Source organism: Frigoribacterium sp. Leaf8 (genome assembly GCF_001421165.1).
GTDB lineage: Bacteria > Actinomycetota > Actinomycetes > Actinomycetales > Microbacteriaceae > Frigoribacterium.
In genome coordinates this window covers 144,102-171,067 of the sequence record NZ_LMKB01000001.1, presented here as the reverse complement: position 1 = coordinate 171,067, position 26,966 = coordinate 144,102, and the positions used below count along the sequence as shown (strand labels likewise).

At 72.3% G+C, this 26,966-nt stretch carries 25 protein-coding genes; 15 read left to right on the top strand and 10 right to left on the bottom strand.

Features of this window, described 5'->3' with window-relative positions:
- Positions 1-185: 185 nt before the first annotated feature.
- Positions 186-1,166, bottom strand: a complete 981-nt coding sequence (locus ASL10_RS00825) for an NAD-dependent epimerase/dehydratase family protein (RefSeq protein ID WP_056043339.1) — start codon at positions 1,164-1,166, stop codon at positions 186-188.
- Positions 1,167-1,308: 142 nt separating this feature from the next.
- Entirely contained in the window at positions 1,309-2,274 is a 966-nt protein-coding gene (locus tag ASL10_RS00820) for a copper homeostasis protein CutC (protein ID WP_056043336.1), read from the bottom strand.
- Between the two features lie 69 nt (positions 2,275-2,343).
- On the opposite strand from ASL10_RS00820, the gene ASL10_RS00815 reads away from it, so the two are divergent.
- Positions 2,344-4,089, top strand: a complete 1,746-nt coding sequence (locus ASL10_RS00815; RefSeq protein WP_056043333.1) for an AMP-binding protein — start codon at positions 2,344-2,346, stop codon at positions 4,087-4,089.
- Between the two features lie 174 nt (positions 4,090-4,263).
- Here the strand turns inward: ASL10_RS00815 and ASL10_RS00810 are convergent, their stop codons facing one another.
- Genes ASL10_RS00810 through purU form a run of 3 tightly spaced genes read right to left on the bottom strand, consistent with a single transcriptional unit; the run spans position 4,264 to position 6,891 of the window.
- Complete coding sequence (locus tag ASL10_RS00810; RefSeq protein ID WP_056043330.1) at positions 4,264-5,634, bottom strand: N-acetylglucosamine-6-phosphate deacetylase; 1,371 nt, start codon at positions 5,632-5,634, stop codon at positions 4,264-4,266.
- Positions 5,631-6,026, bottom strand: a complete 396-nt coding sequence (locus ASL10_RS00805) for a YrdB family protein (RefSeq protein WP_056043326.1) — start codon at positions 6,024-6,026, stop codon at positions 5,631-5,633. Before ASL10_RS00805 ends, ASL10_RS00810 begins: the two co-directional genes overlap by 4 nt.
- Before the next feature lie 34 nt (positions 6,027-6,060).
- Positions 6,061-6,891: a formyltetrahydrofolate deformylase gene (gene purU, locus ASL10_RS00800; protein ID WP_056044492.1), complete on the bottom strand. Its 831-nt coding sequence runs from the start codon at positions 6,889-6,891 to the stop codon at positions 6,061-6,063.
- 187 nt (positions 6,892-7,078) lie between these two features.
- On the opposite strand from purU, the gene ASL10_RS15380 reads away from it, so the two are divergent.
- Positions 7,079-8,995: an ATP-dependent endonuclease gene (locus ASL10_RS15380; RefSeq protein ID WP_157485170.1), complete on the top strand. Its 1,917-nt coding sequence runs from the start codon at positions 7,079-7,081 to the stop codon at positions 8,993-8,995.
- 3 nt (positions 8,996-8,998) lie between these two features.
- Here ASL10_RS15380 and ASL10_RS00795 read toward each other — a convergent pair whose 3' ends face one another.
- A complete protein-coding gene (locus ASL10_RS00795; protein WP_056043323.1) occupies positions 8,999-9,415 on the bottom strand; it encodes a DUF1304 domain-containing protein in 417 nt (138 codons plus the stop codon).
- 120 nt (positions 9,416-9,535) lie between these two features.
- Here ASL10_RS00795 and ASL10_RS00790 point away from each other — a divergent pair, with 120 nt between their 5' ends.
- From ASL10_RS00790 to ASL10_RS00755, 8 genes are all read left to right on the top strand, one after another.
- Positions 9,536-10,564: a LacI family DNA-binding transcriptional regulator gene (locus ASL10_RS00790; RefSeq protein WP_056043320.1), complete on the top strand. Its 1,029-nt coding sequence runs from the start codon at positions 9,536-9,538 to the stop codon at positions 10,562-10,564.
- Positions 10,565-10,849: 285 nt separating this feature from the next.
- Entirely contained in the window at positions 10,850-12,169 is a 1,320-nt protein-coding gene (locus tag ASL10_RS00785; RefSeq protein ID WP_200922548.1) for a hypothetical protein, read from the top strand.
- Positions 12,170-12,205: 36 nt separating this feature from the next.
- Positions 12,206-13,507, top strand: a complete 1,302-nt coding sequence (locus ASL10_RS00780; protein WP_369794350.1) for a sugar ABC transporter substrate-binding protein — start codon at positions 12,206-12,208, stop codon at positions 13,505-13,507.
- Positions 13,508-13,518: 11 nt separating this feature from the next.
- Complete coding sequence (locus ASL10_RS00775) at positions 13,519-14,529, top strand: carbohydrate ABC transporter permease (protein WP_056044485.1); 1,011 nt, start codon at positions 13,519-13,521, stop codon at positions 14,527-14,529.
- A 136-nt stretch (positions 14,530-14,665) separates the two neighbouring features.
- Entirely contained in the window at positions 14,666-15,421 is a 756-nt protein-coding gene (locus tag ASL10_RS00770; protein WP_218141852.1) for a carbohydrate ABC transporter permease, read from the top strand.
- A 188-nt stretch (positions 15,422-15,609) separates the two neighbouring features.
- The gene (locus tag ASL10_RS00765; protein WP_056043318.1) at positions 15,610-16,665 is read left to right on the top strand and encodes a glycosidase; all 1,056 of its coding nucleotides are present in this window, start codon (positions 15,610-15,612) and stop codon (positions 16,663-16,665) included.
- A gap of 91 nt (positions 16,666-16,756) precedes the next feature.
- On the top strand, positions 16,757-18,853 hold the full coding sequence (locus tag ASL10_RS00760) for a hypothetical protein (RefSeq protein ID WP_056043315.1): 2,097 nt from the start codon (positions 16,757-16,759) through the stop codon (positions 18,851-18,853).
- A 115-nt stretch (positions 18,854-18,968) separates the two neighbouring features.
- Positions 18,969-19,214: a hypothetical protein gene (locus ASL10_RS00755; protein WP_056043312.1), complete on the top strand. Its 246-nt coding sequence runs from the start codon at positions 18,969-18,971 to the stop codon at positions 19,212-19,214.
- A gap of 74 nt (positions 19,215-19,288) precedes the next feature.
- Here the strand turns inward: ASL10_RS00755 and ASL10_RS00750 are convergent, their stop codons facing one another.
- A complete protein-coding gene (locus ASL10_RS00750) occupies positions 19,289-20,263 on the bottom strand; it encodes an XdhC family protein (protein WP_056043310.1) in 975 nt (324 codons plus the stop codon).
- A 157-nt stretch (positions 20,264-20,420) separates the two neighbouring features.
- Here ASL10_RS00750 and ASL10_RS00745 point away from each other — a divergent pair, with 157 nt between their 5' ends.
- Complete coding sequence (locus ASL10_RS00745) at positions 20,421-21,113, top strand: NTP transferase domain-containing protein (protein WP_056043307.1); 693 nt, start codon at positions 20,421-20,423, stop codon at positions 21,111-21,113.
- A 19-nt stretch (positions 21,114-21,132) separates the two neighbouring features.
- Here ASL10_RS00745 and ASL10_RS00740 read toward each other — a convergent pair whose 3' ends face one another.
- Positions 21,133-22,104 (bottom strand): hypothetical protein, encoded by a 972-nt coding sequence (locus ASL10_RS00740; protein WP_056043304.1) that lies wholly within the window; start codon positions 22,102-22,104, stop codon positions 21,133-21,135.
- Positions 22,105-22,395: 291 nt separating this feature from the next.
- On the opposite strand from ASL10_RS00740, the gene ASL10_RS00735 reads away from it, so the two are divergent.
- A complete protein-coding gene (locus ASL10_RS00735; protein WP_056043301.1) occupies positions 22,396-22,914 on the top strand; it encodes a DinB family protein in 519 nt (172 codons plus the stop codon).
- Positions 22,915-23,147: 233 nt separating this feature from the next.
- Positions 23,148-23,693, top strand: coding sequence for an MOSC domain-containing protein (locus ASL10_RS00730; RefSeq protein ID WP_056043298.1), 546 nt, complete (start codon positions 23,148-23,150; stop codon positions 23,691-23,693).
- Positions 23,694-23,768: 75 nt separating this feature from the next.
- On the opposite strand, the gene ASL10_RS00725 is transcribed toward ASL10_RS00730, so the two are convergent.
- Entirely contained in the window at positions 23,769-24,158 is a 390-nt protein-coding gene (locus tag ASL10_RS00725; RefSeq protein ID WP_056043295.1) for a DUF2256 and DUF3253 domain-containing protein, read from the bottom strand.
- 227 nt (positions 24,159-24,385) lie between these two features.
- Between ASL10_RS00725 and ASL10_RS00720 the strand changes: the two genes are divergently transcribed.
- Both ASL10_RS00720 and ASL10_RS00715 read left to right on the top strand, forming a co-directional pair.
- Positions 24,386-25,054 carry a DUF805 domain-containing protein gene (locus ASL10_RS00720; protein WP_056043292.1) on the top strand — a complete coding sequence of 223 codons (669 nt, stop codon included), beginning with the start codon at positions 24,386-24,388 and terminating at the stop codon, positions 25,052-25,054.
- A 313-nt stretch (positions 25,055-25,367) separates the two neighbouring features.
- Entirely contained in the window at positions 25,368-26,663 is a 1,296-nt protein-coding gene (locus tag ASL10_RS00715; protein WP_056043289.1) for an MFS transporter, read from the top strand.
- A 92-nt stretch (positions 26,664-26,755) separates the two neighbouring features.
- Here the strand turns inward: ASL10_RS00715 and ASL10_RS16635 are convergent, their stop codons facing one another.
- Positions 26,756-26,881 carry a hypothetical protein gene (locus tag ASL10_RS16635; RefSeq protein WP_255349713.1) on the bottom strand — a complete coding sequence of 42 codons (126 nt, stop codon included), beginning with the start codon at positions 26,879-26,881 and terminating at the stop codon, positions 26,756-26,758.
- Positions 26,882-26,966: the final 85 nt, after the last annotated feature.

Below are 26,966 nucleotides of genomic sequence, written 5' to 3'. Positions count from 1 at the left end.
TCCAGCTGGCGGTGCGTCGGCGGGTCGGTGGCCGGGCCCGGGGCCGAGGTCGCACCACGCCCGTGTCGTGGAACCACGCCCCCGGGTGGTTCGACGACGCGACGGTGGTGCGACGTCGACCCGAAGCTCCAACGGGCCGGGGCCGGGGCCGGGGGCCGGGCCGGGGGCCGGGACCCGAGCCCGGGCTAGAGCGCGACGAGCCGCTCGTAGGCGTCGTCGACCCAGGGGTCGACCGTGCGACGGGAGGCATCGGCGTCGTGCCACGCGACGATCTGGCGGGCTCCCTCGGCGAAGGGGACCCGCGCCTCCCACCCGGGCACCAGCGCGCGGATCTTCGACGTGTCGAACACGGCGGGGTGGCTGCGGTCGCCGCAGAGGTCGGCCGTCCACTCGGGCACCTCGTCGGTCAGGACCTGCGTCGTGCGGTGGACGACGTGCAGCGACGCCCCCGCGGCGTCGGCGAGGTCGCGCGCGATCATGTTCCAGGTGAGCAGCTCGGGCGACATGATGTGGAACGCCTCGCCCAGGGCGCCGGGGTGCCCGAGCAATCCGACGAACGCGCGGGCGAAGTCGCTCGAGTGGGTCAGCGCCCAGAGCGAGGTGCCGTCGCCGTGCAGCACGACCGCGTCCCCGCGGCGCATGCGCTCGATCGGGGTCCAGCCGCCGAGCAGCGGCACGTGCGTCTCGTCGTAGGTGTGTGACGGCCGGACCACGGTCGCCTGCACGCGCCCGGCGAGGTGCTCGTCGCGCAGCAGTCGCTCGCAGGCGATCTTGTCGCGCGAGTACGACCACCACGGGTTGAAGAGCGGCGTCGCCTCGGTGATCGGCAGCGTCACCGGGGGCTTCTGGTAGGCCGACGCCGAACCGATGAAGACGTACTGGTCGGTGAGCGGGGCCACCACGCGCAGCATCGAGGCGAGCTGGTCGGGCGTGAAGGTGAGGAAGTCGGCCACCGAGTCGAAGCGACGCCCGTCCAGGGCGGCGACCAGCGCCTCCTCGTCCCGGACGTCGGCGACGAGCTGCTCGACGCCCGCGGGCACGGGCCGGATCGTGGTGCTGCCGCGGTTGAGCACGGTCACGGCCAGGCCGTCGCGCAGGGCCTGCCGCACCACCGAGGCGCTGATCTGCCCGGTGCCGCCGATCACGAGGAGGGACGTCGATGTCATCGCTCCACTGTGCACCCCCGCGACCGGGGGCGGTCGCCGAGGTGGGCAGGAGTCGGGCAGGAGGCGCGGGTCGGGACCCTGGGGAGGAGGCGCGGGTCGGGATCCCGGGACGGGCCCCGTCGGCGTCGCGGCGGCCGCCGGATCAGGCCTGGTCGAGGGCGTGACGGGCGGCGCGGACCAGGTCGTGGTCGGTCTCGAACCACGAGTCGGTCGACGCCTCGGTGCCGAGCGACACGGTCGTCCCCGACCGGGACGAGGAGGCGCGCACGGCCCGCGCCCGCTTCGCCGAGAGGTGGACGGCGTCGACCCCCGCGGCCACGAGCGCCGGGACGTCGCCGAGCTGAACGCCGCCCCCGGCCATCACCTGCACGTCGCCCGCGACCTCGACGAGGCGCGGCAGCACCCCCGACGCCAGACCCGCCCCGACCGTGGAGGAGCCGCCCGACGTCAGCACGCGCGTGACGCCCAGCCCCGCCAGGGCCGTCACCGCCGCGACGGGGTCCGCCGCACGGTCCACGGCCCGGTGGACGGTGATCTCCAGTGGGCGCGGCTCCAGCGTGCGCGGCTCGAGCGTGCGCGGCTCGAGCGGGAGCGACTCCAGCGTGCGCGGCTCGAGTGGTGAGACCCCGGGAACCCGCGCAGACCCCACGCCGCGCGGAGGGACCTCGGCGACGTCCTGCGGTCCGGCGACCCGGTGCCGAGGTGCGGCGGCGTCGAGCGCGGCTTCGACGAACCAGCGGAGGGCGTCCACGTCCAGCGAGCCGTCCTCGCGCAGCGCGCCCACGACGACGCCGGCCACGCCCGAGCGCACCAGCGCCCGGATCTCGCGCACCATCACGTCGAGCTCGTCCGCGTCGTACGCGAACCCGCCGGGCCGGCACCGCACCAGCGCGTGCACGGGCACGCCCGTCGCGACGGCCGCCTCGACCAGCCCCTGCGACGGGGTGACGCCGCCGAGCTCGAGGGCGCTGCAGAGTTCGACCCGGTCGGCTCCGCCGTCGCGGGCCGTGACGGCCCCGGCGGCGCTCGTCACCGCGATCTCGAGCGCGGGCCGCCGGCGGGCGGACGTGTCGGCGGATGAGGAGGCGCGGGTCGCGTCGTTCGTCATGTCACGACCCTAGGCGAGCGGCTCTCGCGCATGCCGGGCCCGGCATGGGCGGGGGTGCATGATGGCGGGATGTCCGACGCACCCGCATCCGCACCCGCCGAGGCCCCGGCCACCGCCGCCTACCGGGCGGCCCGCGACCACCTGCTGGGGCTCGGGCACGACCTCGACCGGGCGAGCGACGAGTTCCGCTGGCCGGACGTCGGCGACCGCTTCAACTGGGCGACCGACTGGTTCGACGTGGTCGCCGACGGCAACGACCGCACGGCGCTCTGGATCGTCGAGGAGGACGGCTCCGAGCAGCGGGTGTCGTTCGACGCCATGCGTCGGCGCAGCGACCAGGTCGCCGCGTGGCTGCACGACCTCGGCGTCGCCAAGGGCGACCACGTCATGCTCATGCTCGGCAACCAGGTCGAGCTGTGGGAGGCCATGCTCGCGGTGATGAAGGTGGGCGCGGTCATCCTGCCGACGTCGACCGTGCTCGGCAGCGCCGACCTCGCCGACCGCATCGACCGCGGGCTCGTCCGGCACGTGATCGCCAACGCGGCCGACGCCCCGGCGTTCGCGGGGGTCGACGGGGTCGAGGCCGTCACGCGGATCGCGGTCGTCCCCGAGGGCGACCAGGCCCCCGCGGGCTGGACGTCCTTCGGGGACTCGCACCGCGCCTCCTGGACTCGTCCCGACGTCACGACGGCGACCGAGGACGCCTGCCTCGTCTACTTCACGTCGGGCACGACGAGCAAGCCGAAGATGGTCGTCCACTCGCACGCCTCGTACCCCGTCGGGCACCTGACCACGACGTACTGGCTCGGCGTGCAGCCGGGGGACGTGCACATGACGATCTCGTCGCCGGGCTGGGGCAAGCACGCCTGGAGCTGCTTCTTCGCGCCGTGGACCGCCGAGGCCACCGTGTTCGTCTACAACTACGGGCGCTTCCGCCCGGCCGAGCTCCGCGACCAGCTCGAGCGCGCCCGGGTGACCTCGTTCTGTGCGCCGCCGACCGTGTGGCGGATGCTGATCCAGTCGTCCCTGGGTTCGCGACCGAGCGCCCTGCGCGAGGCGCTCTCGGCCGGCGAACCGCTCAACCCCGAGGTGATCGGGCGCGTGCAGCAGGGCTGGGGCCTGGACATCCGCGACGGGTACGGGCAGACCGAGACGACCGCCATCGTCGCGAACGCGCCCGGCGGCACGATCAAGGCCGGCTCGATGGGGCGCGCCCTGCCCGGCGTCGAGGTCGTGCTGGTCGACCCCGTCACGGGTGTCGTCGGTGACGAGGGCGAGGTCTGCCTCGACCTCACCACGCGGCCCGTCAACCTGATGACCGGCTACCTCGGCGACGCCGCCCGCACCGAGTCGTCGATGCGCGACGGGCTGTTCCACACCGGCGACGTGGCGGTGCGCGACGCCGACGGCATGATCACCTTCGTCGGCCGCACCGACGACGTCTTCAAGTCGTCGGACTACAAGGTCTCGCCGTTCGAGGTCGAGAGCATGCTGATCGAGCACCCGGCCGTCGCCGAGTCCGCGGTCGTGCCGGCACCCGACGACACCCGGCTGAACATCGTCAAGGCGTACGTGACCCTGGCCGAGGGGTGGGCACCCGACGCCGAGACCGCGCGGGCCGTCCTGGCTCACGCCCGGGTGTCGTTGCCCGCCTACGAGCGGGTCCGGCGGGTCGAGTTCGCCGAGCTGCCGAAGACGATCTCGGGCAAGATCCGACGCGTCGAGCTGCGTGACCGCGAGGAGGCGCTGGCCCGGTCGGGCGAGCGGGCCGCGGCCGAGTGGCGCGACGCGGACTTCCCCGACCTGAAGGGGTAGGGCCGCTCCGCGAGCCCGACGCCCCACGGCTCCGACTCACTGCACCGCGTGTCGTGCACGACACCGCAACTCGTCGCGGTGCCGTGCACGAAACGCGGTGCAGTGTCGGGCGGTGTCGGGCGGTGTCGGGCGGTGTCGGGCCGGGCGGGGCTGGGCGGGGCCGGCTGTCGGGGATCAGCCGGTGCGCAGTTCGCGGCCGGCGGCCCAGACCCGGGCGACCGTCCAGTCGTCGTGCCACGCGACGGCGTCGGCGGCGTGCCCGGGGGCCAGGCGCCCGAGCGACGGTCGGGCCCCGGCGGCCTGCGCCGTGCCCGGCGCCGTGCCCAGCCCAGCGCCCTGCGCCGGGTCCTGCGCCGTGCGCTCGACGCCGGCCTGCGCTCCGGACATGTCCGCTCGCCTGCCCCCGGCGTCGAGGCCGAGCACGCGGGCCGGCACGAGCGTCAGCGCCGCGACGGCGTCGACGGCCGAGAGCCCGGTCCGGAGGACGGCGATGCGCAGGGCGGCGTCCTGCGTCAGGGTCGAACCCGCGATGGTCGACGTGCCCGTGAGCGTGGCGACGCCGTGCTCGACCGTCACCGCGAGTTCGCCGATGCGGTAGTCGCCGTCGGCGGCTCCGGCCGCGGCCATCGCGTCGGTGATGAGGGCGACCCGCCGGGGCGCCGAGCGCAGCACGAGGTCCGCCACGGCCGGGTGCACGTGCACGCCGTCGAGGATCAGCTCGATCGTCACGCGTTCGTCGCCGACCGCCGCGACGAGCGGCCCCGGGTCGCGGTGGTGGATGCCGGCCATGGCGTTGAACGCGTGGGTCACGAGGCTCGCGCCGCGGTCGAACGCCGCGCGGGCGAGGTCGAAGTCGGCCTCGGTGTGCCCGACGGCGGCGACCACGCCCGAGCTGACGAGCCGGTCGATCGCGTCGAGCCCGCCGGGCAGCTCGGGGGCGAGGGTGACCTGACGGACGACGCCGTCGCCGGCCTCGAGGAGGCTCTCGACCGTGGCGGCGTCCGGTTCGAGCAGGAAGTGCGGGGCGTGGGCTCCCCGCCGGTCGGGCGCCAGGAACGGTCCTTCGAGGTGTGCCCCGAGCACGAGCGGATCACGACGCATCAGGTCACCGACCAGCCCGAGCGACCGGGACAGCACCGGCACCGGGTTCGCGACGAGGCTGACCAACGAGCGCGTCGTGCCGTGCCGGCGGTGCAGCGCGAGTCCCGCGTCGAGGTCGTCCGGCCCGCCGTCGAAGGCGTGCCCGCCGCCTCCGTGCGTGTGCAGGTCGATCAGCCCCGGGGTGAGCGTGGCGCCCGCGAGGTCGACCGTGACGTCCGCGGGGGGCGGCACCGCGCCTCCTGCGGTCGGGTCGTCGGGTGCACCCGACGCCGCCGAGGAGGCGCGGGTCGCGTCGACCCCGCCCCTCGCCCCGGCCGCCGCGCGCGCCCCCGGCACCGTGGCGCCGGTGGCGACGATCACGTCGCCGTCGACGAGCATCCAGAAGCCCTCGACCACGCCGTCGGCGTCGACCTTGCGGGCGTCGGAGAACAGGGTGGTCGTCACCGGCGGGCCCCCCGGCCGTTCTCGCGACGGAAGGCCAGGACGCCCGTGACGCCGGCCAAGACGGCGAACGCCACGGCGACGACCGGGTAGCCGAGCATGGCCCAGGCGGCGACCACGGCACCCATGATCGCGATCTCGACCAGGGCCTTGCCGACGGCGTCGGTCGGGATCGGGGCGCGTGGCGAACGGAACAGGCCCCACACGACGATCGCGAAGAGCGGCGCGCCGATCATGAACGCCAGCGACGGGAACGGGAACGGCCAGGCGAGGTAGCCCCAGAAGCCGAGGCTCAGGAAGGCGAGGATCAGCGTGACGAACCGCACCACGTCGAGGGGGCCGACCGGGCCGCCGCGGGCCGGGACGGGGGAGGGGGCGGGGTCGGTCGGGGTCACGCGTCCAGCGTACGGCCGGTGTGCCCGGGCGGGGCTAGCGGAAGACGATGGTGCGGGCGCCGTCGAGCAGCACGCGGTCCTCCGCGAACCAGCGGACGGCCTGGGTCAGGGTGCGGCTCTCTTCGTCCTGGCCGATCGCCATCAGCTCGGGGGCGCTGCGGGTGTGGTCGACGCGGACCACGTTCTGCTCGATGATCGGCCCCTCGTCGAGGTCGCTCGTGACGAAGTGCGCCGTCGCGCCGATCAGCTTCACGCCGCGGGCGTGCGCCTGGCGGTAGGGGTTCGCCCCCTTGAACCCGGGCAGGAACGAGTGGTGGATGTTGATCGCCCGCCCCTCGAGCGCGGCGCAGAGCTCGGGGCTGAGGATCTGCATGTAGCGGGCGAGCACGACCAGCTCGACGTCGTAGCGGTCGACGACCTGCAGCACGCGCGCCTCGAACGCCGCCTTCGACTCGGGGTCGGTGACCGGGTGGTGCTCGAACCGCTTGCCGTAGAACTCGGCGAGCCCCGACAGGTCGTCGTGGTTCGCCAGGATCAACGGCACCTCGATCGGCAGCTGACCCGCCCGCTGCCGGAACAGCAGGTCGTTGACGCAGTGCGCCGCCTTGCTCGCGAGCACGAGCGTGCGGGTCGGGCGACCGACGACGTCGAGCTTCGCCTGCGCGTCGTAGTGCGCGAGCACGGGCGCCAGCGCCGCCTCGAACGCGTCGCGCTCGCCGGGGGCCTCGACCTGCAGGCGCATGAAGAACGTGCCGGTGTCGTGGCTCGAGAACTGCGCCGACTCGGTGATGTTGCCGCCCGCCTGCACGACGGCACCGCTGATCGCGTGGACGATGCCGGGTCGGTCCTGGCAGACGAGCGTCAGCGTCCAGTGCGTCGTCGGGGCGGCCGGGGCAGCGGCCCGAGCGGCGTCGGCCGTCGCGGCGTCGGGGGCGGAGGAGGCGCGGGTGGCGTCGGTCACGTCGCCAAGGGTAGTGCGGCCTAAGGGCCATACCAAAAGGCACCTTAGAACTAGGGTCCATAGTGGACGAAACTTTGATCTAGGGGGACACATGCGGCTTACATCGTTCAAAATTGAGAACTATGGGGGGATCGCTTTAGCGGAAGCGAGCAAGCTTGACACACATCCCACGCTCTTTTTTAGCGGCAAGAACGGAACGGGGAAGTCGCTAATCTTGGAGGCTCTCCTCGGGCTGTGGACAGAGCGGGCACTTAGCGCGAGCCGCGTTGGTCCCTGGGGAGACAACGCTCACGTTGAGATGCGGATCACGCTCACGGCAGAGGAGTTCAGCGCGGTCAATGACTGGCATCTGAGGGTTCACGGCTCCGAAGCTACCGTCGCGTCCAGCTATCTTATAAGTGTAAGTATTAATAGACCGAGCAATTCATCTCAGTACAATAGTTATGATCCAGTAGCCATCATCCTCCAAAATCCCCGCTTTCAGGAGGAGAACCCGTTCGCAAGCTTGGATTTACTCGCTGCGCAGCGTCAATTTACTACGGGAACTGCTTCATCAGTAGATTTAGGCATGTTCAATAGGCGTCAGATGATCGAAAATAGAAGCACGGGTCATGAGCAGCAAGTGGAATATCAAGCTGGTGCATGGCTTCCGGATATTGGAAGCTACTTGCTTACGTTGGACTACCAAGGTTATCTCGCTGAGCGTCAAGGTATCGGCTCCGTCGATGATTTCAAGATTGTTGCTGATGCATTTGAATCAGCTACCAATAAGAAGCTTCTTCGACCTAGGTACGAATCAGATTCGGCTACAACGACGGTCCTTGTTCAGCTTCCCGCTGGCCCAACGCATGGCTTAGACAAGCTCTCTTCCGGAGAAAAGGAGATGTTATCTCTGCTGTATTTCGTTAGGAGGATGGCCTCGGCTGGTGGCGTTCTACTTCTCGACGAACCGGAGAAACACCTACATCCCAGCTTGCAGAGCGCTCTTTTCCAAGTCGCAAGCGACCTTTCCGATCGATCACAAATTCTGGTCGTCACGCATTCCCCCAGCCTTATAGCCTCAGGTTCCGCAGAAAGTGTTCTTACGGTCGCCCCACCCGTTGATTCTCAAACAAACCAGGTGTCCTTCATTTCGGCTGACGAGGAGCGGCTGGATCTTCTTAGGGTGCTAGGGGTGGAGGCAAGTCAGGCGTTGCAGTACGACCTGCTTCTCGTGGTCGAAGGAATCGGCGACTCAAAATTGATTCGACAGCTCTGGCCAGAACTGTCCGGCAGATGTCACCTCCTCGAGGCGGGTGGTTCGCGTCAGGTTGAGTCGGCAGCACGAACGCTAAGTTCTCTCCGCTCATCTCTCAAATTTTTGGCCGTCCGCGACAGGGATTTGCTTAGCGATGATGAATTGAAGCAAAAGGCCGCTGTGCCTGGTCTCTTCGTCTGGTCGGTTCGCGAAATTGAGAATTGCCTCCTCGAACCCGACCTGCTTTTTGAAGCGGTGCAAGCGGTCAAGGAAATCTCCCGATCGGAATTCGACGATCGGCTCCAGCAGGCCGTGGCGCCTCTCATGGAAGATGTGATCGAAGATCTAGCGCTCAAGGCAGTTCGACTTGCGCACCCCTCGCCTTCAATGAACGGGAAGCCAGGACCGAGCAACAGAGCTGTGGCCTACATGCGCGACGAGTCGCAGGTCCAACGTCTGCGGGCCGATGACTACGCATCGGAGGCTGCTGCCGCACGAATGAGTATCGCCGCTAATTGGCCTAGAGACTGGATGAAATTGATTGACGGGAAAGTTGCCCTTCGGTCCATTCAGTCAAGTTTTAAGGTCTACCGCAACGTCGAGGAATTTGAATTCGCACTGGCCAGGACCGCCAGAGATATGCCAGTTCTTCTCCCGGCTGAATTCTTGCGTTTCCAGGCCAGGCTTGCTGATGCACTCTCTACTTCAAACACAGCCCAAGTGGTGCGAGTTGGCAACACGGTGGTACCGGTACCCGAAAGCGGCCTCTGATCGTCAGTACGACGACATGAGCAGCGTGACGAGCGCGACGAGCGGGAGGAACCCCTGCGTGACCGCGGCGCGGGTCTTCGTGCGGTCCGAGAGCAGCAGGACGAGCGCGGCGGCGAGCATCGACCCCGTGCCCGCGACGAGCAGGGCGTTGCCCGAGGGGGATGCCTCGAAGGCGCTGCCCGCGCCTCCTGCCCCTCCGGCGGCGATCAGCACGACGCCCACGATCGTGACGATCGCGAGGAACAGGTTGTAGAAGCCCTGGTTGTAGGCGAGCGGCTTCGTGTGCTCGGCCTGGACGTCGTCGGTGATGCCGAAGGTCGCGCGGACGCGGGGGGTGGTCCAGAGGAAGGACTCCATCACGAAGATGTAGAGGTGCAGCAGGGCGGCGAGCGAGGCCGCGACGAGCGAGACGATGAGCATGCCCCGACCCTAGGGCCGGGCGGTCCACGCGAGGGTGGCGGCTGCGGCGGGTCAGTAGCATCGTGGGGGCGCAGCGGGCGCACACGGGCATCGGCACCGGCGAGGACGAGGAGGCGCGGCGTGGCAGAGCGGGTCACCATCGTCGAGGTCGCGGCCCGGGCCGGCGTCGCGATCAGTTCGGTCAGCAGCGCCCTCAACGGTCGCCCCGGCGTCTCGGAGCAGACCCGCGCGCGCATCCGCCAGGCCGCCGACGACCTCGGCTTCGTGCCGAGCGTCCGGGGCCGCAGCCTGAGCGCCAAGCGGGCCTTCACCGTCGGGCTCGTCGTGCACCGCGACCCGTTCGTGCTCGAGTCCGACCCGTTCTTCGGCAGCTTCATCGGCGGGCTCGAGTCGGTGCTCGACCCGCGCGGGTACGCGCTCATCCTGCAGATGGGGTCGGCGGCGGACGAACCGCTCGACCGCTATCGCCGGCTCGCGGCCGGACGTCGGGTCGACGGCGTCGTCCTGAACGAGCTGACGGTGGACGACCCGCGCGTCGAGCTGGTCCGCGAGCTCGACCTGCCCGCCGTCGGGGTCAACCCGGCCGGGGACTTCCCCCTGCCCGCCGTGCGCCAGGACGACTCGGCCGGCATCGGCGAGCTCGTCGAGCACCTCGTGTCGCTCGGTCATCGGCGGTTCGCCCACGTCGCCGGGCCCGGGCGCTTCGTCCACTCGCGGCGTCGCGGGGCCGCCTGGCGGGACGCCGTCGTCGGAGCCGGGCACGAGCCCGGGGCGGTCGTCGAGGCCGACTTCACCTACGACGGGGGCGCCCGGGCCGCCGCTCGCCTCTTCGGCCCGGACGCACCGGTCCACGACCGGCCCACCGCCGTCTTCTGCGCCAACGACCTGGCCGCCATCGGGTTCATGACCGAGCTCGACCGGCTCGGGGTCCGCGTGCCCGACGACGTCAGCGTGGCCGGGTTCGACGGCATCGATCTCGGGTCGTACGTGCGCCCCGGGCTGACCACGCTGACGACGGCTCCGCGGCTGATCGGGGCCGAGGCGGCGCGCCTCCTGCTCTCGGCCGTCGAGGGCGAGGCCGTCACCGACGCCGAGATCGAGCCCGCCCGGCTGCTGGTCCGCGCGTCGACGGGCCCCGCCGCCCGCTGACCCCGCGGCGCCCCGCGCTGCCTCAGAGATCGCTCGGCGCCCGGGCGTCGAGGACGCGCCACGCTCGCGTCGTCGAACCACGTTCCGAGGTGGTTCGACGACGCGAGCGTGGTGCGCCCTGCGGCGGGAGCCCGATGGGTGCTCGTCGGGCGTCAGGTCAGGAGGTGCGGGACGGGAGATCGCGCCGGGAGGGGTTCCGGCGCGGCGGCGGACGTGCTAGCTTCTCGATCTACCGAAACGTTTCGGTAGACGAGTGAGACCGCACACGACGAAGTGGGTGCCCCGATGACGACCGCCAGTGACACGACGAGCACCGAGGCGAGCGCCGACACCGGGCCCGACACGACGCGCGTCGACACCGGGCCCGACACGACGTGCGCCGACACCGGGCCCGACACGACGCGCGCCGACACCGGGCCCGACGCCGACGCGGCGCGCGCCGCCTCGAAGCCGTACCTCGTCCCGCTGACCCGGGAGCGCCTCCGGACGGTCCTCGACGAGGCCCTCGTCCATCGCAACGAGCTCACCGGCGCCCTCTCGCAGCTGACCTTCTCGAGCCCCGCCGCCTACGACTCGGCCCGCCCCGACTGGGCGGTCGGCCCCTTCACCGTCGACCCGGCGTTCACCTTCACCCTGGACGGCCAGTGGCCCGACCCCGACGGGCTCGGCTGGACGAGCGAGTCGCTCTACAACCCCAGCCTCATCGAGCACGACGGCACGCTGCACCTGTTCTACCGGGCCTCGCCCCGCAAGGAGAGCCTCGGCAGCCGCATCGGCCACGCCACCCTCGCCCTCACCCCCGACGGCGAACCCGCACCCGGCGCCGCCTGGGTCGACGACCCGGCCAACCCGGTCGTCCGTCCCACCCTCGACGACGAACTGCTCGGCACCGAGGACCCCAAGGTCTACCGCGCCGAGGGTCGCTTCTGGCTGTTCTACAACGGCGTCTTCCCGATCACCGAGGAGGCGCGGGTCGCGCACCCGAGCCCCGGTTACCCCGTCCAGGCGGTCGGCATCGACCTGCTGGTCGCCGTCAGCGACGACCTCGTCACCTGGCAGAAGCTCGGCCCGATCGCCGACCACGAGCAGACTCGGCTCTGGGCCAAGGGCGCCGTGATCCCTCGCGACGAGCACGGGAACGCGGTCCGCCTCGGCGGCAGCGGCAGCGGCGGCGGCAACGGCAGCCACGACGACGGGGACTACCTCATGTTCGTCAGCGAGGGTTTCGACGGCGTGCTGCACGTCGGCCGCTCGGACGACCTGCGTCACTGGACCTTCGAGCCCGTGCCGTACCTCGACCTGTCGGGCGTCGGCGGCCACCTGCACGAGGTCGCCGCCGCGATCGTCACGGGCGACGGCCGACTCGTGCTGGACGTCTTCCACGACGTCGACGGGGTCTTCGCGGCGAGCCAGGCGCTCTACGACGTCGGGCGTCCGGTCGACCAGCTCGCCCTCACGTCCGGAGGGTCGCTCAGCTGGGGCGGCCTGCAGCAGATCGGCGGCCGCTGGACCTTCGCCCAGGGCTGGGACGCCCCCGTCGGCTACCGCGACCTGTACTTCTACCGCACCGACCCGCACGCCCCCGTGCCTCAGACCACCCCCTAGCCACACCCGCAGCACCACCCACCCAAGGAGAACACCGTGCAACGACGCACACGCTTCACCCGCCGCGCGACCCTCGGCGCGACCGTCCTGGTCGCCGCCCTCGGCCTGACCGCCTGCTCCGGCGGCGGCGGCGCCTCGAGCGACGCCCTCACCGCCAAGGGCCCCATCACCATCTGGTACTCGAACAACGAGCAGGAGGTGACCTGGGGCAAGGCCATGGTCGAGGCCTGGAACGCCGACCACCCCGACGAGCAGGTCAAGGGGCAGGAGATCCCCGCCGGCAAGTCGAGCGAAGAGGTCATCGGTGCCGCCATCACGGCCGGCAACGCCCCCTGCCTCGTCTACAACACGGCCCCCAGCGCGGTCGGGCAGTTCCAGAAGCAGGGCGGCCTGGTCGACCTGTCGAGCTTCGACGACGGCGCGAGCTACATCGAGGAGCGCAGTGGCGACCTCGCGAAGCAGTACCAGGACGCCGACGGCAAGTACTACCAGCTGCCCTGGAAGTCGAACCCGGTGATGATCTTCTACAACAAGGACCTCTTCACGAAGGCCGGCCTCGACGCCGAGAACCCCGACCTCTCCACCTACGACGACTTCCTCGCGACGTCGAAGACCCTGGTCGACGCCGGCGTCTCGAAGTACGCCATCCACCCGGCGCCGACGAGCGAGTTCTTCCAGTCGCAGTTCGACTTCATGCCGCTCTACGCGGCCGAGACCGGCGGCACTGGCCTCGTCGAGGACGGCAAGGCGACCTTCGCCGACACCGCCGGCGAGGACGTGGCGACCTTCTGGCGCTCGCTCTACGAGCAGGGGCTGGCCGGCCAGGAGCAGTACACGGGCGACTCGTTCGCCGACGGCGAGGCCGCGATGTCGATCGTCGGGCCGTGGGCCGTGTCGGTCTACGAGGACGTCAACTGGGGTGCCGTGCCCGTCCCGACCAAGGACGGCACGAGCGCCGACGAGACCTACACGTTCAGCGACGCGAAGAACGTCGGCATGTACACGGCCTGCGAGAACCAGGGCACCGCGTGGGACTTCCTGAAGTTCTCCACCAGCAGCGACCAGGACCGCGCCCTGCTCGAGACGACGGGCCAGATGCCGATCCGCACCGACCTGGCCTCGACCTACTCCGACTACTTCGACGCGAACCCCTCGTACGCGCTCTTCGGCGACCAGGCGGCCCGCACGGTCGAGGTGCCGGCCGGCCCGAACACCGTCGCCGAGTTGCAGGCCTTCCGCGACGCGTGGTCGAGCAGCGTGATCTTCGGCAAGGGCGACGTCGACTCGTCGCTCAAGGACGCCGCGGACAAGATCGACGAGCTCGCGGCGCAGGGCTGATCGTGTCCACCGTGCACGAGGCGGCGGCAGCGTCGCCGACCGCCGGACGAGCCGAGGAGGCGCACCGCGCCTCCTCGGGGGGTCCCGGCTCCGGGCACCGGGCGGGCCGTCGCCGCGACGGCGACCCGCGCGGGCGCCGGCGGGGCGGCCCCCTCGGCAAGCACCCGCTCGGCCTGCTGTTCAGCGCGCCCTACCTGGTGTTCGTGCTGGCGGTGTTCGCGTACCCGTTGGTCTACGCGGTCTACATCGCGTTCCACGACTACTTCTTCACGGCGCCCGGTGCCGTCGTCGCGCGGCCCTTCGTCGGCCTCGACAACTTCGTCACCGCGTTCACCGACCCGGCGGTCATCCGCTCGTTCGGCAACGTCGGCGTCTTCCTGGTGATCAACGTGCCGCTGACCGTCGTGCTGAGCATGGTGCTCGCCACGGCGCTCGACAAGGTCGCGCACTTCCGGGGGTTCCTGCGGGTGGCGTTCTACGTGCCGTACCTGACGGCGAGCGTCGCCGTCGTCGCGGTCTGGTTGTTCCTCTTCAACGGCGACGGTCTCGTGAACAACGTGCTCGGGCCGTTGGCCCCGACCCCGTCGTGGCTGATCAACTCGGCCTGGGCCATGCCCTCGATCGCGTTGTTCGTCACCTGGAAGCAGCTCGGCTTCTACATCCTGCTGTACCTCGCGGCTCTGCAGAACGTGCCCAAGGAGCTGTACGAGGCGGCCTCGAGCGACGGTGCCGGCCCGATCCGGTCGTTCTTCACCGTCACCGTCCCGGGCGTGCGTCCGGCCACCGTGCTCGTGCTGCTCGTCTCGACCGTCACGGGGGCGAACCTCTTCACCGAGCCGTACCTGCTGACCGGGGGAGGCGGGCCGAACGGCGCGTCGACCTCGCCCGTGCTGCTGATGTACCAGAAGGGCATCGAGCAGGGGAATCCCGACCAGGCCGCCGCGATCGGCGTCGTGCTCGTGATCCTCGTGCTGGTCATCGCCCTGCTGCAGAACCGGTTCGCCGGCGGAAAGGAGGACTGAGATGACCGTCTCCGACGAGACCACCGCCCGCCCCCTGCGGGTCGGCAAGAAGCCGCCGCTGACCCGGGCCCAGACCACGCTGCGCGGCGTCGTGCTGGCGATCGGCGCCCTGGCGTTCCTCTTCCCGTTCTACTACATGGTGATCGGGTCGCTGCAGACCAAGCCCGACCCGACCGTGGCCGGGGCGTTCCCCCACCCGTCGAACCTGACGGTCGAGAACTACGCCGCGATCGACAGCCGCATCGGGCTGCTCAGCGGCCTGCTCAACTCGGGCATCTTCACGGTCGGCGTGCTCGCCTGCACCCTCGTGTTCGGGGTGCTGGTCGGCTACGCGCTGGCCGTGCTGCAGTGGCGTGGTCGCGGGGTCACCTTCGCGCTGGCGCTGCTCGTGCAGGTGGTGCCCTTCCAGCTGCTGATCATCCCGCTGTACGTGCTCATCGCGCGCAACTACGGGCTGAGCGACAACTACCTGGGCATGATCCTGCCGTTCGCCATCAACTCGACGGCGGTGATCATCTTCCGGCAGTACTTCCTGCAGCTGCCGAAGGAGCTCTTCGAGGCCGCGCGCATCGACGGCACCGGCGAGTTCCGGCTGCTGTGGAACATCGCGTTGCCGCTCGTGCGCCCGGCGCTGGTCACGGCCCTGCTGCTGACCTTCATCGGTCCGTGGAACGAGTTCCTCTGGCCGTTCCTCATCACCAAGGAGGCGTCGATGCAGCCGCTCGCCGTGTCGCTGGCGAACTACATCAGCAACGTGGCGGCGACGGCGGCGAACCCGTTCGGCGCGACCCTCGCGGGCGCCGTCGTGCTGGCCGCTCCGGTCGTGCTGCTGTTCATCGTGTTCCAGCGCTACTTCATCTCGACCGACGTCGGCTCGAGCGTGAAGGGCTGACCGACCGCCTCCCGACCCGAGGAGGCGCGCTGCGCGACCGGCGCGCGCCGCGCCTCCTCGGCTCCCCACCCCCAGACCGGGTCGTCGTGCCGACGGCCCCCACCGCAGGAGGCGCGGTGCGATCCCCCCTCGCACCGCGCCTCCGTCGCCTCCCGCCTCTCGCTTCTCGCCTCTCGAAAGGGCCTCCCATGGCTGACTTCCCGTACCGACTGACCCGCCTGGGCGTCGTGATGACCCCCGACCCCGACTCGCCCGACGAGGCCGAGGGCGTGCTCAACCCCGGTTCGGGACGCGGGCCCGACGGCGAGCTCTACCTGCTGCCGCGGCTCGTGGCCACGGGCAACGTGTCGCGCGTCGGGCTGGCCCGGGTCGTCGTCGAGGACGGCGTGCCCGTGGGCGTGACCCGCGAGGGCGTCGTGCTCGCGCCCGACCGCGGGTGGGAACGCGGCGTGACCCACGCCGGCGTCGAGGACCCGCGCGTCACGTGGATCGAGGAGCTCGGGCTGCACGTGATGACCTACGTCGCCTACGGACCGCTCGGGCCGCGCACCGCCGTCGCCGTGAGCGACGACCTGCGCGACTGGCGCCGGCTCGGGCCCGCGACCTTCGAGTACGTCGACGAGCTCGACACCGACCTCGGACTGTTCCACAACAAGGACACCGTGTTCTTCCCGTCGCCGGTCACCGCGCCGGACGGCGTGCGCAGCTTCGCCGTGCTGCACCGACCGATGTGGCACATCGGTGCGACGGTGCCGGGCGAGGGCAGTCCGCTGCCGGCCGGCGTCACCGACGGGCGGCACTCGATCTGGATCAGCTACGTGCCGGTCGACGCGGTCGCCGCCGACCCGCGGGCGTTGGCGCGGTGGGGGCAGCACCGGTTCGTCGCCGGCCCCGAGTTCCCGTTCGAGGAGCTGAAGATCGGCGGCGGCCCGCCCCCGCTGCGCGTCGACGAGGGCTGGCTGCTGCTGCACCACGGCGTCACCGGCGTGATCGACGACGCCTTCGCCCAGCAGCAGAACGTGAACTACGCGGCGGGCGGGATGATCCTCGACGCCGACGACCCGTCGCGCGTGGTCACCCGGTCGGAGGTGCCGCTGCTCGAGGCCGAGACCGCCGACGAGCGCGACGGCATCGTGCCGAACGTCGTGTTCCCGACCGCGATCGAACACGTCGACGGCGTCCCCTACGTGTTCTACGGCATGGCCGACTCGAAGATCGGCGTCGCCCGCCTCGACCGCGCCTGAGGTCGCGCACGGACCGACGACACCCACGGCCCGGCGACACCCTCGGACCGACGGCACCCACGGATCACCGACAAGAAGGAGGCGGTCGACGATGATCGCACGCAACTCACGATGGACGGGCGCGGCGCTGGCCGCGGCCCTGGCGACCGTGCTGGGGGTGACGGGGGCGCTGCCTGCTGCCGCCGCGCCTCCTGGTCCGGCGACCGCGCCGCCCGGCTCGGCCGCGCCGACCGTCCCGGCGGCCGCACCGGCCGTGGCACCGTTGACGAACCTCGCGCACCTGGACTTCCTGCTCGACCGGACGACGCCCGTGCCCGAGGCCGGGCACTCGACCTACCGGCAGAGCGCGGAACCGACGCTCACCCTGCCGTGGACCTACGCCGACGCCCGCGACGGCGGCACCTTCGCCCGGGTGGGCGGCGGTCCGCTCGACCCCGCGACCGGGTACTGGGGGCAGGGTGCATACAACAGCGACGACGTCTCACGGACGGCCGTCGTGTACCTGCGCGACTGGAAGCAGACCGGCTCGGAGTCGAGCCGGCAGAAGGCGTACGAGCTGCTGCGGGCGACCGCGTACTTCCAGACGACCACCGGTGACGCCGCCGGCAACGTCGTGCTCTGGATGCAGCCCGACGGCACCTTCAACCGCAGCCCGGTGCCGGTCGAACTGCCCGACCCGTCCGACAGCGGCAACAGCTACTGGCTGGCCCGCAGCATCTGGGCGTTCGGCGAGGGGTACGCGGCGTTCGCGGACGACGACCCCGAGTTCGCCGCGTTCCTGCAGCAGCGGCTGCAGCTCGGCGTGACGGCGCTGAACCGCGAGACGCTCGCCCGCTACGGTCGGTACGACGTGGCCGACGGGGCGAAGGTGCCCGCCTGGCTGATCGGCTCCGGAGCGGACGCCTCGGCCGAGGCCGTCCTCGGGCTGAGCGCCTACTCGGCCGTCGTGCCGGGTGACGCGGCCTCGCGCACCGCGCTGACGCAGCTCGCCGAGGGCGTCGCGGCGATGTCGTCCGGCGACGGGCAGACCTGGCCGTACGGAGCCGTGCTGCCCTGGGCGAAGTCCCGCTCGATGTGGCACGCCTGGTCGTCGCAGATGCCCGTCGCCCTGGCCCGGGCGTCGACCGTGCTCGCCCGACCCGACCTGCTGAAGCCGGCCGTGCTCGACCAGACCTCGTTCACGACCACGCTGCTCACCGCGAGCGGGCCCGACAACGCCTGGTACCCGACGCCCGTTGACCAGACGCAGATCGCCTACGGAGCCGACTCGCGGCTGCAGTCGGCGCTCGCCGTGGCCGGCGCCGGCGCGGGGGCCCCGGGTCTGAAGCGCATCGCGGCCGTCGCTGCGAGCTGGTACTTCGGCACGAACCGCTCGGGCACCCCCGTCTACGACCCGGCCACCGGGGTGACCTTCGACGGCGTGCAGGCGGACGGCACGGTGAACCGCAACAGCGGTGCCGAGAGCACGATCCACGGCCTGTTGTCGATGATCGCCCTCGACGGCGCCCCCGACGTCTCGGCCGAGGCTCGAGGGCTGACGAGCGTCACGTCGCGTGACGGCCTCACGGTGGTCGAGGCCGAGACGGCGTCGCCCACGACGGGCACGGTCGTCACCCCCGACTCGGCGTGGACGGGCGAGTCGCAGTACGGCGGAGGCTCGGCGCTGCGGCTCGAGCCCGGGCAGAGCGCGACGATCACGGTGCCCGCGGGCTCCGGGTTGCGGCACGTCGAGCCGGTCCTGCTCGCCGCCGAGGGAGTGCGGTCGACGTCGGTCTGGAAGGCGGGACGCGTGCCCCTGGGGACGCTGACGACGCAGGCCGGGGCGCAGGGCGTGACCGCCGCCTCCGGGGCTCTGCTGCCCCAGACGCTGCCGGTGCCGATCGGTGCCGGAGCGACGGCGATCACCGTGACCGCCGGCCGCGACGCGACCGTGGTCGACGGCCTGATCGTGCGGCCGCTCGTCCAGCGGCTCGTGCTCGCCGGGACGGCGGCCGACGGTCGCCCGACGACGACCGAGCTGCTGTCGTCGACCTCGCGGCTGCCGTTGCCGACCCCGGTCGGCGTGCGGGGCAGTCGGACGTCGGCGTCGTCGTACGACGCGCAGGGCCGCCTCGTGCAGCAGCGCGACGTGCAGGGCCGCAGCGTCGTGCTGGTCAAGCCTGGCGGCTTCGCCGTCCTCACCCGCTAGCCCGGCGCCGAGGCCCAGGAACCCGCTCAGACCCCATCGACCCACGTGAGGGTCTGGGCGGGTTCCTGGGGTCTCGTGCGCCAGGACCCGAGGAGGCGCGGGTACGGTCGACCGCATGAGCGACGACACGCAGGCCCCCGGTCCCGACGGCGCCGGCCGCGACACCAGCCCGGGGCACGAGGTCGACCACGACCCGACCGGCATGACCGACGACGAGAAGCGGCACGACCAGCTGACCCGTGCCCCGAAGTCGGACGAGTCGGACGCCGCCCCGCGCATCACGACCGAGGAGCGCGGCGACGGCGTCACCCGCATCGACGTCGCCGACACCGCCAAGGTCCGCCCGGGCGGGGCCGGCTGACGCCGACGCACCACGGGCTCGCCGAGACCCTCTGCGCGCACGGGCGCCTCGGCGGAACCCTGGGGTCTCGCGCCTCAGCTGATCAGGTGGATGCTGCCGTCACGGTCGCGCAGCGGAGCCCGCGAGGCGCCCGACCGCACGGCGAGCACCTCGGCCAGGATCGACACGGCCGTCTCCTCGGGCGTGCTCGCCCCGAGGTCGAGCCCGATGGGGGAGTGCAGTCGGCCGAGCGCCGCCGGCCCGACTCCGCGATCGGCCAGGGCGGAGACGCGTCGGTCGTGCGTGACCCGTGATCCCATGGCCCCGACGTACGCCGCCGGGGACGCCAGCGCCGCCTCGACCAGGTCGGCGTCGAACCGTTCGTCGTGCGACAGCACCGCGATCACGGTGCGCTCGTCGACCCCGGTGCGCGCCAGGTAGTTCGGCGGCCACTCGACGACGACCTCGTCGGCCGACGGGAAACGCTCGCGGGTCAGGAAGACCGGACGCGGGTCGCACACCGTCACGCGGTAGCCCAGCACCGCCCCGGCGTTGCAGAGGGCGACGGCGAACTCGACCGCCCCGAAGACGAGGAGGCGCGGCGGCGGCACCGAGCGCTCGCTGAAGACCCGCAGACCCTCGCAGTCGTCGACGGTCGGCACGACCTCGCCGGTGCGGACCGGGCCGAGCACGACATGCGCCGACGCCTCACGCCCGGCGGCGGCATCGCGGAGGGCGGCGATCGTCTCGGCGTCGTCCGGGGTGACGAGCCGGGCGAGCACCTCGATGCGCCCGCCGCAGCTGAGCCCGACCTCGAACGCCGTCTCGTCGCTGAACCCGAACGTCTCGAGCTGCGGCGTGCCGTCGTCGAGCACCTGCGTGCAGATCTCGTAGACCGCGCCCTCGACGCAGCCGCCCGAGATGCTGCCGATCACGGTGCCGTCGACGGTGACGGCCATCGACGTGCCGACCGTCCGGGGTGCACTGCCCACGACCGACACGGCCGTCGCGACGGCGAGGCGCTCGCCGGCGTCGAGTCGCGCCAGCAGGCGGTCGGCGATCTCGAACACGGGGCTCCTCGGGTGCGACGGGCGAGCGGGTGGTCTCTGGTGGTGCCAGGTCTCGATGGTGTCACGGCCTCGGCCCCGCGACCTACCGCGACCTACCGCGACGTCGGACGTCGCCGGCCGGCGCGAGGTGCTCTCCGGGGTTGGCTAGCCTGACCTCGTGCCCGGTGACGACTCCTCGACGTCCGTCGGCCTGCTGCTCGCGGCCGGCGCCGGGACGCGCATTGGCCGTCCCAAGGCGCTCGTGGTCGACGAGCGCGGGCCGTGGCTGACCCGCGCCGTGACGACGCTGCTCGACGGGGGCTGTGACCGCGTCGTCGTCGTGCTCGGGGCGGGCGCGACCGAGGCGCGGGCGCTGCTGGCCGCCGACCCGCGCCTCCTGACGGTCGAGACACCGGTGCCGGGCGGGGCGACGGACGCGCCGCACGCCGACCCGCGCCTCCCGCCGGTCGACGGTCGGGCGAGGGTGGCGGTCGTCGTCGCGGACGACTGGGCCGACGGCCTCGCGACGTCACTGCGCGTCGGGCTGGAGGCGCTCGCCGCCCTCGACCCCGAGGAGGCGCGGCTCGCCCTCATCACGCTGGTGGACTACCCGGGTCTGCCGTCGTCCGCGGTCGCGCGGCTGCTGTCGTCCCCGGCCGCCGACGTGCCCCTGGGCCCGGCTGCGCTGCGGCAGTCCGTCTTCCACGGACGCCCGGGTCACCCCGTCGTGGTCGGTCGGTCCCACTGGTCGGCCCTCGCGGCGTCCCTCACCGGGGATCGCGGGGCGGGCCCCTACCTCAGGGCGCACGCCGCCGAGCCGGTCGACTGCTCCGACCTCTGGGACGGCGCCGACGTCGACGCGCCCGCCTGACCTTCGCCGTCCCCGAGGGTCAGTTGCACTTCCCGCTGCCGCTGAAGCACGGGGTGTAGTTCGCGGGCAGGGGTTCCTGACGGGGGGTGGGGGACTCCCACCGGTCCCCGGGGACGGGTGCCCCGACGGCACCGATCACGACCAGCCCGGCGACGACGACGGCCGCCACGACGACACCTCGATGCCCGGCGGTGATCGCGGCGAACAGCGTCACGACGAGGCACGCGAGGCAGGCGACGAGGGTCCGGAGCCAGCTGTCCGCGGCCTCCTGGCTGACGGTCACGGGGGTGCCGAAGAGGCTGAACTCGGCCGAGAACCACTGCCCGGCCAGCGAGAGCGTGAGCAGGACGCCCGCCGCGAGGGCGAGCGCCTCGACGATCACGGCGACGCGGTGCATGAGGTGACGGGGCGGGCGGGGCGCCCGGTCCGCCCGGGCCGCGGGGGCGTCGACGGGGACGTCGACGGGTGCGTGCTCGGCCGGACGTGCTCCGTCGTGCGCCGAGGCGTCGCGGCCGCCCCGACCCGACCGCGCGGCGAGGACGACGAACGACGCCAGGCCGACGGTCGCGACGAACGGCAGGCTGACGAAGACGACGGTGGGCACCGTGTAGAGGGAGAAGCCCGCCCGGAGGCCCGACGTGACGCCCGACCCGACGGTGAGCTCGACGCCGGCCCGTGCCACGGCCGCCGCGGCGACGTAGTGCCAGGCCCGGCGTGACACCGGCGCCTCGGACCACCGCCACGCGACGAGGACGACGAGGACGGCCCACACCACGAACGGCACGAGTGCGGCCTGCGCGAGCGCGCCCGGCAACTCGAGCAGCGACGCGACCACCCGGCCGGCCGAGGCCGTCAGGCCGACGAGCGCCGCGCCCGCGACGAACAGGGCCGCGGTGGTGCCGACGACCCACGCCACCTCGCGGCGGTCGACCCGCCGTCGCAGGCTCGCCGCCGCCCCCGCGAGTCGGCCCTCGTGCTGAGTGTTCGTCATGGGTCGACGGTAGCGGCGGGTCGCGGAGCCGACGTCATCCCGGAGGCGGATGTCGGTCGGGCGGCACGGATCGCCCGAGCCCCTGTCCCGCCGCGCCCCGTCCCGCCCTGTCCCGGCGCTCCCGCCGCGCCTCGCCCCGCCATGAACCCGGTTTCGAACCGTGCACCCGGTAGCAACCGGGTGCACGGTTCGAAACCGGGTGCCTCGCGTGGTCGCGGTTGGCGCCGGGGGCACCGACGTCGGCAGGATCTCGATGGCGGGTGTCGGGTCGCGCGTCCTAGCGTCGGTCCCATGCCGATCACGCCCGACACGAAGAACTGGACCTGGGTGCTCGAACGCCCCTGCGACGACTGCGGCTTCGACCCCGCCGAGGTCGCGTTCCGCGACGTGCCGCGCCTCGTCCGCGAGAACGCCGCCGCCTGGCCCGCCGAGCTCGCCCGGCCCGACGCCCGCACCCGGCCCGACGACGCCACGTGGTCGACCCTCGAGTACGGGGCGCACGTGCGCGACGTGTTCCGGGTCTTCGACACGCGCCTCCGGCTGATGCTCGCCGAGGACGCGCCGACCTTCGCGAACTGGGACCAGGACGCCACCGCGCTCGACGACGACTACGCCTCCCAGCAACCTCCGGTGGTGGCCGACGAACTCGTGGCCGCCGCGGCCGTCGTCGCCGACGCGTTCGAGGCGGTGCCCGACGACCGGCTCGGTCGCACCGGCCTCCGCAGCGACGGCTCGGCCTTCACGGTCGACTCGCTCGCGCGCTACTTCGTGCACGACCCCGTGCACCACCTGCACGACGTCCGCCGCTGACCCGTGCCCCGGCCGGCACCATCGCCCGGCGAGCCGCTGTCGCACCGCCGCCCGGGCCACCGCTGTCGCACCGCCGACTGAACATCGCACCGCCCATGTCGACGGTGCGACGTCCATTCGGCGGTGCGACCCACCCGGGCCAGCCCGACCGCCGCCCAGCCCGACCGCTGCCGAGCCCGGCCCCGCGCAGCACCACCCTCGACCCCGGCGGCCGACGCGGGCAGACTGACGACATGACCCGCGCCTCCGTCCTCTCGGTCAACGTCGACGACGTCCACCGCTTCAGCAAGCCGCCCGTGGAGCGGGTCACCCTGCTCGCCGGCCTCGGCGTCGAGGGTGACGCCCACCTCGGGCCCACGGTGCAGCACCGCTCCCGCGTGGCGCGCGACCCGAGTCAGCCCAACCTGCGGCAGGTGCACCTGATGCACGCCGAGCTCTTCGCCGACCTGGCCGACCACGGCTACGACGTCGGGCCGGGCGACCTCGGCGAGAACGTCACCACCCACGGGGTCGACCTGCTCGGTCTGCCCGTCGGCACCGTGCTCACCCTCGGTCAGGAGGCGCGGGTCGAGATCACCGGACTCCGCAATCCGTGCCTGCAGATCGACCGCTTCGAGTCGGGCCTGCTGAAGGCGGTCGTCGGACGCGACGAGGCCGGCGAGCTCGTCCGCAAGGCGGGCGTCATGGGCGTCGTGCTCGCCGGGGGAGAGGTGCGACCCGGCGACGCGGTCGGAGTCGACCTGCCCGTCGAGCCCTGGTCGGCCTTGCAACCCGTCTGATCCCGATCGGTCGCCCCGATCGTCCTCAGCGTCCCTGGCAGCCCGCTCGCCCCGCGCGTCGTGTCGGCGCCCGGCTCAGGACCGGTGCCGGCGGATGCGGATCGGGCCCTTCGCCGTGGACGGGTCGACCACCGACCCGCCCTGCGTGATGTCGACCTCGCCCGCGGCGACCAGTCGTCGGGCCGCGCGACGGACGGGCTCCATCAATCCGCGCCAGGCGTCCTCGTCGTCGGGGTGCAGCGACCGCGCGACGTCCGAGGGGCAGATCGTCGACGTGGCCGCCCGGGCCGCCAGGAGGTCGCGGATGCGCTGCTCGAGCTCGCGGTCCTGCGCCGTCACCTTGCGCGTGCGGCACGCGTCGCTGCAGTACGCGACCTCGTCCCAGTTCGACGCCCACTTCTTGCGCCACTCGATGGTGCGCCCGCACGATCGGCAGGTCTTCGGGTCGGGGGTCGCGGCGCTCATGCTGACAGTCAACGCGGGAGGCGCGGTGTGCGTTCCCGGGGAGGCAGCCGTCGGTCCCTCCGCCGCGGACCGCACCCGCGCCTCCTGACCTCGGGCGCCGCCTTTCGTGCAGCACACCCCGACGAGTCGAGGTGCCCTGCACGAGACGCGGTGCGACGCTGCGGGAGGGGACATCTCGCTCGCGTGGGGGATGGAGTCGCGGGCACGGTCCCCGTATCGTCGTCCCGATGAGCGAGGGCACGGCGGCAGGCACGACGAGGGGTTCGTGGTTCGAGGTCGACCGTCAGCCCCTGCCCGGCGCGACCCCGGTGCAGGCTCTCCGGCGGTTCGTCGGCAACGCCTACGTGGTGCACGCCCGCGCGGGCCGGGCCGAGTTCTGGTGGATCTGGCTCTTCCAGACCGTCCTCGCCCTCGTGCTCAACGTCGGCGTCGGGTCGCTGGTGCGCGGTGCGAGCGTGGCCTCGTGGTCGATCGGCGCTTACGGCTCGTCGCTCTTCGCGCCCTGGCCGGTCGTCGTCCTCGGCCGCCCGGCCGGTGCGGGCCCGGGCACCAGCCTGGGCCAGGGCGCGTCCCTCCAGATCGGACAGTTCTCGCTCGGCCCGTTCGGCCCCGCGGGTCCGGCCTGGGGCGGCACGACCTGGGTCGCCCTCGTCTGGGGTCTCTGGTGCCTGATGACCTTCGTCCCCATGGCGACGCTCACCATCCGTCGCCTGCACGCCGCCCGGGCCTGGGGGTGGGGCTGGTTCTGGCTCGGGGCGCTCATCCCGTTCCTGCAGATCGTCGTCGTGTTCATGCTGGCTCGCGAGACCCAGCCGCCGAGCGCCCGCTTCCTGGACCGCGACCGCGCCCGCGACCGCGCGCGTGACCGCCACCCCGACCCGCACCGCGCCTCCTGACCCCACTGCACCGCGTTTCGTGCACTGCACCGCGACTAGTCGAGGTGCAGTGCACGAAACGCGGTGCGCCGTCGCACGCCGGGCCCCTGGCCAGGCCGGGCACGAGCGGGTAGGCTCGACCTCGGTCGGGCGGTACTCCCGGCCCCGGGCGTGCACGACAGCGCGCAGTCGGGATCACCATCCTCCCCGAGTCACCCACGGTCACGAACGGCACCCGCCGCGAAGGCCGTGCCGCCGGCAGATCGTCACGATCAGCCGGCCCGTGGCCACCATCGGGTCGAGAGAACGGCGCCCGCCGACCACCCCAGGTTCCATGACACTCGCACCCCCGCGCCCCACCGCGCCGTCGTCCACCCCGTTCGCCCGCTTCCCGTGGGCCGGCCTGATCGCCATCGCCGTCGCCACGTTCCTCTCGATCTCGGGCGAGATGCTGCCGACCGGTCTGCTGCCCGAGATGAGCGCCGACCTCGGCGTCACCGAGTCGAGCATCGGCCTGCTCGTCAGCGTCTTCGCCTTCACGGTCGTGCTCACCAGCACCGGCCTCACCCACCTCACCCGTCGCCTGCCCCGCCACCTGATCGTGGTCGGCCTGATCGTCGTCCTCGCGATCAGCGCCGGGCTCACCGCGATCGCACCGACCTACGAGCTCGTGCTCGCCAGCCGCGTGCTCGGCGGTCTCGCCCACGGCATGTTCTGGGCCATCGGCGGCGCCTACGCCGGTCACCTCGTGCCCCGGGCCCAGGTCGGCCGCGCGCTCGCCGTCGCGATGAGCGGGGGCACCCTCGCGTTCGTGCTGGGCGTCCCGCTCGGCACCGCGCTCGGCCAGGCCCTCGGCTGGCGTGAGGCGTTCGGCATCCTCGCCGGGCTCATGGCGCTCGGTGCGGTCTTCGTCTACAAGTTCCTGCCGCCGGTCGGTCGGGGCACGGCGCACGAGTCGGTGCCGGAGCCGGTGACCGACGCGGTCCCGACGCTGGTCGACGGCACCGCGCCTCCTGCGGGGGCCGTCCGTCGCCGTCGCTCGCTGCCGAGGCCGAGCGTGCTCGGCGTCGTCCTGAGCTGCGTGATCACGGCGGTCTTCATGATCGGCCACTACTCGTTCTTCACCTACATCACGCCGTACCTCGTGCGCTCGACCGGGGTGCCCGAGCAGGGCCTGGCCGCGTGGCTCTTCGCGTTCGGCGTCGCCGGGGCCGTGGGGCTCGGCATGGTCGGGTGGTTCCTCGGGGCGCGACCGCGGGTGAGCATCCCGATCGGCGTGGCCGTGGTCGGACTGGCCGTGAGCGGCATGCTCGTCTTCGAGGGCATGCTCGTGCCGTCGCTGGTGGCCTTCGTGCTGTGGGGCGTGACGTTCGGAGCGCTGCCGCCGCTGTTCCAGACCCGGATGCTGCAGGTCGCCCCCGAGCGGATGCGCGACCTCGCGAGCGCCTTCTACACGACCGGCTTCAACGCCGGCATCGGCGGGGGAGCACTGATCGGTGCCCTCGTGCTCGACGGGTCCGGGCTCGACTCGCTGCCCGTCCTCTACATCGTGGTCGCCGCGGTGGTGCTCGTCGCCGTGCTGGCGAGCGACCGTCTGCTCGCCCGTCGGTCGGCCCGCCCCGCCGCCTGAGCGGCGCTGCCGGGACGACGAAAGACGCAGGAGGCGCGACTCGCGTGAGTCGCGCCTCCTGCGTCCGAGGCGGTGCGGATGGTGCGGTTCGGTCAGCGACGACGACCGGGCTGCTGGTAGCCGCCGGCCTGGCCGTTGCCGCCGCCGCGCTTGTTCATGATCTTCTTGATGACGAAGCCCACGATGAGCGGGGCGAAGCGTCGGAGCAGTGATGCCATGGGGTGCCTCCTGGGGCGATGGTGCACGGGTCGTGCGGTCGAGCCGGTCGGCTCGGTGGGGTGCGGCCCGCGGTGCTGCGGGGAC

Excerpts from the sequence above, each read along its gene's own strand:
- ASL10_RS00735 (WP_056043301.1), top strand. The coding sequence starts at position 22,396 with ATGCCGATCACGCCCGACACGAAGAACTGGACCTGGGTGCTCGAACGC.
- ASL10_RS00820 (WP_056043336.1), bottom strand. The coding sequence starts at position 2,274 with ATGACGAACGACGCGACCCGCGCCTCCTCATCCGCCGACACGTCCGCC.
- ASL10_RS00720 (WP_056043292.1), top strand. The coding sequence starts at position 24,386 with ATGAGCGAGGGCACGGCGGCAGGCACGACGAGGGGTTCGTGGTTCGAG.
- ASL10_RS00765 (WP_056043318.1), top strand. The coding sequence starts at position 15,610 with ATGGCTGACTTCCCGTACCGACTGACCCGCCTGGGCGTCGTGATGACC.
- ASL10_RS00825 (WP_056043339.1), bottom strand. The coding sequence starts at position 1,166 with ATGACATCGACGTCCCTCCTCGTGATCGGCGGCACCGGGCAGATCAGC.
- ASL10_RS00760 (WP_056043315.1), top strand. The coding sequence starts at position 16,757 with ATGATCGCACGCAACTCACGATGGACGGGCGCGGCGCTGGCCGCGGCC.
- ASL10_RS00755 (WP_056043312.1), top strand. The coding sequence starts at position 18,969 with ATGAGCGACGACACGCAGGCCCCCGGTCCCGACGGCGCCGGCCGCGAC.
- ASL10_RS00785 (WP_200922548.1), top strand. The coding sequence starts at position 10,850 with ATGACGACCGCCAGTGACACGACGAGCACCGAGGCGAGCGCCGACACC.
- ASL10_RS00770 (WP_218141852.1), top strand. The coding sequence starts at position 14,666 with ATGGTGATCGGGTCGCTGCAGACCAAGCCCGACCCGACCGTGGCCGGG.
- ASL10_RS00730 (WP_056043298.1), top strand. The coding sequence starts at position 23,148 with ATGACCCGCGCCTCCGTCCTCTCGGTCAACGTCGACGACGTCCACCGC.
- ASL10_RS00795 (WP_056043323.1), bottom strand. The coding sequence starts at position 9,415 with ATGCTCATCGTCTCGCTCGTCGCGGCCTCGCTCGCCGCCCTGCTGCAC.
- ASL10_RS15380 (WP_157485170.1), top strand. The coding sequence starts at position 7,079 with ATGCGGCTTACATCGTTCAAAATTGAGAACTATGGGGGGATCGCTTTA.
- ASL10_RS00740 (WP_056043304.1), bottom strand. The coding sequence starts at position 22,104 with ATGACGAACACTCAGCACGAGGGCCGACTCGCGGGGGCGGCGGCGAGC.
- ASL10_RS00715 (WP_056043289.1), top strand. The coding sequence starts at position 25,368 with ATGACACTCGCACCCCCGCGCCCCACCGCGCCGTCGTCCACCCCGTTC.
- ASL10_RS16635 (WP_255349713.1), bottom strand. The coding sequence starts at position 26,881 with ATGGCATCACTGCTCCGACGCTTCGCCCCGCTCATCGTGGGCTTCGTC.
- ASL10_RS00815 (WP_056043333.1), top strand. The coding sequence starts at position 2,344 with ATGTCCGACGCACCCGCATCCGCACCCGCCGAGGCCCCGGCCACCGCC.
- ASL10_RS00725 (WP_056043295.1), bottom strand. The coding sequence starts at position 24,158 with ATGAGCGCCGCGACCCCCGACCCGAAGACCTGCCGATCGTGCGGGCGC.